Here is a 3,611-nt window from a genome sequence, read left to right on the forward strand (position 1 = left end):
AACTAAGGCGCTGCAGCTGGAGGCCATGTACAACTACTTCGTGGTCAACCTGGCGAAAGCCGATCCGCTGCTCGACCTGTTGCGCGGCAAGGGCGATGTGTCGGTCAGTTCAGCCAAATATGGCGAGATCAGCTTTCCGCTGAAGGGTTCAAGCGCGGCCATCGGCAAGGTGCTGGCGCAGTGCGGCAAGGCCCAGCCCGCCGATGGGGATTGAGGACTTCGTCATCCGAAGGCCTCCGAGACGGAGCTGCGCTCCTGCTTCGCCCTAGGATTGTTTGAGCAGGATCAGGTAGTTTGGCGGCCGGGACTGCGGCCCATCACCCCACCCAGTCGTACCGTCGCGGCCATCAGTTCCTCGTCCGAAAACCCGGAAAAACCCAGCACCAGGCCTTGCCGGGACGCCCCGCCGATGAACATCGAGGACAAGGCCCTGGCGCCGACACCTGCCGCCTTCGCCGCCTCGACGATCGCCGTGTCCGGCCCGGCGTGCTTCAGCGTCGCCATCAAGTGCAGCCCCTGTTCGGGCACGGTTACCTCGAGGGCATCGCCGCAATGCGTCTCGAGGCCGGCGACCAGCACGTCGCGCGCGGCTTGCACCCGGCGGCGCACGCGCCTGAGATGCGCGGCGAAATGGCCCTCGTTCAACAGGTCGGTCAGCGCGCCTTCGGCCAGCGTCGAGGGGAAGCGGTCGGAGCGCGCCCTGACCGCCATCACGGCATCGAGCAGCGCTTCGGGCACCACGACATAGCCGATGCGCAGGCCGGGGAAGAGGATTTTCGAGAAGGTGCCGAGATAGGCGACACGGCCCGAGCCGTCCATGCCCTGCAGCGAGGTCAGCGGCGGGCCGGCATAGCGGAACTCGCTGTCGTAATCGTCCTCGATGATCCAGGCATCGTTGCGCCGCGCCCAGTCGAGCAAAGCGAGACGGCGGCGCATCGTCATCGTCACGCCGAGCGGATATTGATGCGAGGGCGTGACATAGGCCGCGCGCGCCTTGGAGCACAGGCTTTCGCCGATCTCGGGATCGAGCCCTTCCGCGTCGACGGGTACGCCAAAAACCGTGGCCCCGCTGCCGGCCAGCACGGCGTGCGCCATGGGATAGCAGGGGTTTTCGATCCAGACGGCATCGCCGGGACGAAGTGCTGCACGCACCAGGAGATCGAGCCCCTGCTGCGTGCCCGACGTCAGCACGATCTGGCCGGCGTCGCAGCGCACGCCGCGTGCGGTCCTGAGATAGGTGGCAATTGCCGTGCGCAGCGGCAGGCCGCCGCGCGGGTCGCCATAGCGGAAATGCTCCGGTCCGGGGCGGGTGAGGTGGCGCGACAGAAGGATGCGAAACATATCAAGCGTGCGCGGATCGGAGACCGCAACGCCAAGGCCGCAAGGTAGCGACGCCGCGACGTCGATCTCCGCTGGACGCGGCTTGATCAGCGTCAGCGGCAGATGCGGCACATCAGGCGCGACGAAGGTGCCGGCGCCGACCTTGGCGACCGCAAACCCCTCCGAGATCAGCATTTCGAAACAGGCAACCGCCGCCGAACGCGACAGGCCGAAGCGCTGTGCGAGATCCCGGGTGGTCGGGAGTTTCGCCCCGGTGGCCAGCGCGCCGGTCTCGATCAGCCGCCTGAGCGCCGCATAAAGCTCGCGGCTGCGCGGGCCGTCGCCCGGCAGGACCGGGATCAGCGCCGACCAATCCGGAAAATTGGTCCGGTTTTTCTTCATGGGATTGGTTCTTTTATCGACCAATGTCATGGCGCATGGTTGGCAGACGACAACCAAGGATGCAAGCCGTGAACGACACGCCAGCCAGTTTTCCGACCACCAGCCGCAACCGCGTCAAGCGCCTGCACGAGCGCGGCAGCTACGACCATGCGGCAGTCTTCGCGGTGCTGGATGCCGGGCTGCTGTGCCATGTCGCCTATACGTTCGATGGCCAGCCCTATTGCACGCCGACCATCCACTGGCGCGAGGACGACATGCTGTACTGGCACGGCTCGTCGGCCAGCCGCATGCTGCGCAATCTGCGCGGCGGCACGCCGGCCTGTCTCACGGTGTCGCATCTCGACGGGCTGGTGCTGGCGCGCTCGGGCTTCAACCATTCGGCCAACTACCGCTCGGCGATGTGTTTCGGCACGGCGCGAATCGTCGACGAGCCGCAGGAGAAACTGAAGGCGCTGGCCGGCGTCGTCGACCGTTTCTATCCCGGCCGGAGCGAGACCCTGAGGCCGATCTCGGCGCAGGAGGCCAAGGCGACGACGGTGATCGGCATGCGTATTGAAGAGGCATCGGCGAAGGTACGCGCCAAGGGCGTCGGCGACGACGAGGAGGATTACGGGCATCCGGTTTGGGCCGGCGTCATCCCGGTGCGGATGGTGGTCGGCGCCGCCGAGCCGTGTCCGAGGCTGATGCCTGACATGGAGCGGCCGCGGAACCTGGCTGGATATGCCGAGGGCGCGCGGCTCGATGAGGCGCTGACGCAGGCGCAGCGGGTTTATGAGGGCGAAGTTTAGCCCGCGCCTAGTGGGAACGTATTCAAATCTTGCCGCTGCCGCCGCCTCGCGATATCTCGACACCATGATCACCTTCCGCCGTGCGCAGGCCTCCGACCTGCCTGATATCGTGGCCATGCTGGCCGACGATCCGCTTGGCGCCGGCCGCGAGGACGCTTCCTTGCCGCTGGCGCAAGGTTATGTCGACGCTTTCAACGCCATCGACGCCGATCCCAATCAGCTGCTGGCGGTGGCCGTGGATGGCGGCGAGGTGGTCGGCACCTTGCAGGTAACTTTCCTTGCCGGGCTCTCGCGCAAGGGCGCGTGGCGCGGCCAGATCGAGGCGGTTCGGGTCGCCGGCCACAGGCGCTCGGACGGCATCGGCAGGCAGATGATCGAATGGGCGATCGACGCGTGCCGCGCGCGCGGCTGCGGCCTCGTTCAACTGACCACCGACAAAGGGCGGGCGGACGCGCATCGTTTTTACGAAAGCCTCGGCTTCACCGGCAGCCATCTCGGCTACAAGAAGAGCCTTTAGGCGGTCGGAAAACGCTGCAACACTTTTGTGGAACTGCTCGCGGCGTTCGAGCAGTGCGCCAGTGCTGGCGCATTCGGGAAACCGTTCAGGCACACTTCAATTCGCGGCCAAGAGGGGATATAGGTCAGTCAAGTTGACCTATATTGCAGCGTCGGGGAGGCGTGCCGTGACCCTTATGAACCTGTTGGCTTCGCGCTCGTCGCGCATGAAAGCGTCCGAAATCCGCGAGCTGCTGAAGCTGCTCGACCAGCCGGACATCATCTCGTTTGCCGGCGGTATTCCCGATCCGGCGCTGTTCCCGGCCGAGGCGATCCGCGACGCCTATGCCGATGTGCTGGGTGGCGCCGAGGCGGGCGCGGCGCTGCAGTACCAGGTCTCGGAAGGCTATCTGCCTTTGCGGCGCTGGCTCGCCGGGCAGATGGGCAAGCTCGGCGTCGCCTGCGACGAGGCCAACATCTTCATCACCTCCGGCTCGCAGCAGGCGCTGGATTATCTCGGCAAGCTGTTCCTGTCGCCGGGCGACACCGCGCTGGTGACGTGGCCGACCTATCTCGGCGCGCTGCAGGCTTTCAACGCCTATGAGC

3 protein-coding genes and 2 pseudogenes are annotated in these 3,611 nt (G+C 66.1%); 4 read left to right on the forward strand and 1 reads right to left on the reverse strand.

Features of this window, described 5'->3' with window-relative positions; translation table 11 throughout:
* Positions 1–214 (forward strand): annotated as a pseudogene (locus tag ENZ74_RS25650) (hypothetical protein); the annotation flags it as partial.
* 71 nt (positions 215–285) lie between these two features.
* Here ENZ74_RS25650 and ENZ74_RS25655 read toward each other — a convergent pair.
* Positions 286–1,722 carry a PLP-dependent aminotransferase family protein gene (locus tag ENZ74_RS25655; RefSeq protein ID WP_082826687.1) on the reverse strand — a complete coding sequence of 479 codons (1,437 nt, stop codon included), beginning with the start codon at positions 1,720–1,722 and terminating at the stop codon, positions 286–288.
* A 35-nt stretch (positions 1,723–1,757) separates the two neighbouring features.
* Here ENZ74_RS25655 and ENZ74_RS25660 point away from each other — a divergent pair, with 35 nt between their 5' ends.
* The 3 genes and pseudogenes from ENZ74_RS25660 to ENZ74_RS25670 all read left to right on the forward strand — a co-directional run.
* Positions 1,758–2,510: a pyridoxamine 5'-phosphate oxidase family protein gene (locus ENZ74_RS25660; protein ID WP_063168570.1), complete on the forward strand. Its 753-nt coding sequence runs from the start codon at positions 1,758–1,760 to the stop codon at positions 2,508–2,510.
* 64 nt (positions 2,511–2,574) lie between these two features.
* Entirely contained in the window at positions 2,575–3,027 is a 453-nt protein-coding gene (locus ENZ74_RS25665; RefSeq protein WP_063170279.1) for a GNAT family N-acetyltransferase, read from the forward strand.
* 175 nt (positions 3,028–3,202) lie between these two features.
* Positions 3,203–3,611, forward strand: a pseudogene (locus ENZ74_RS25670) (PLP-dependent aminotransferase family protein); the annotation flags it as partial.

The sequence above is a fragment of the Mesorhizobium sp. M7A.F.Ca.CA.002.15.2.1 genome, from assembly GCF_003998715.1.
In the GTDB taxonomy this organism is placed as follows: Bacteria; Pseudomonadota; Alphaproteobacteria; order Rhizobiales; family Rhizobiaceae; genus Mesorhizobium; species Mesorhizobium ciceri.

What these genes read in the sequence shown, in the direction of transcription:
- ENZ74_RS25655 (WP_082826687.1), bottom strand. Translation starts at nt 1,722, where the DNA reads ATGAAGAAAAACCGGACCAATTTTCCGGATTGGTCGGCGCTGATCCCG.
- ENZ74_RS25660 (WP_063168570.1), top strand. Translation starts at nt 1,758, where the DNA reads ATGGTTGGCAGACGACAACCAAGGATGCAAGCCGTGAACGACACGCCA.
- ENZ74_RS25665 (WP_063170279.1), top strand. Translation starts at nt 2,575, where the DNA reads ATGATCACCTTCCGCCGTGCGCAGGCCTCCGACCTGCCTGATATCGTG.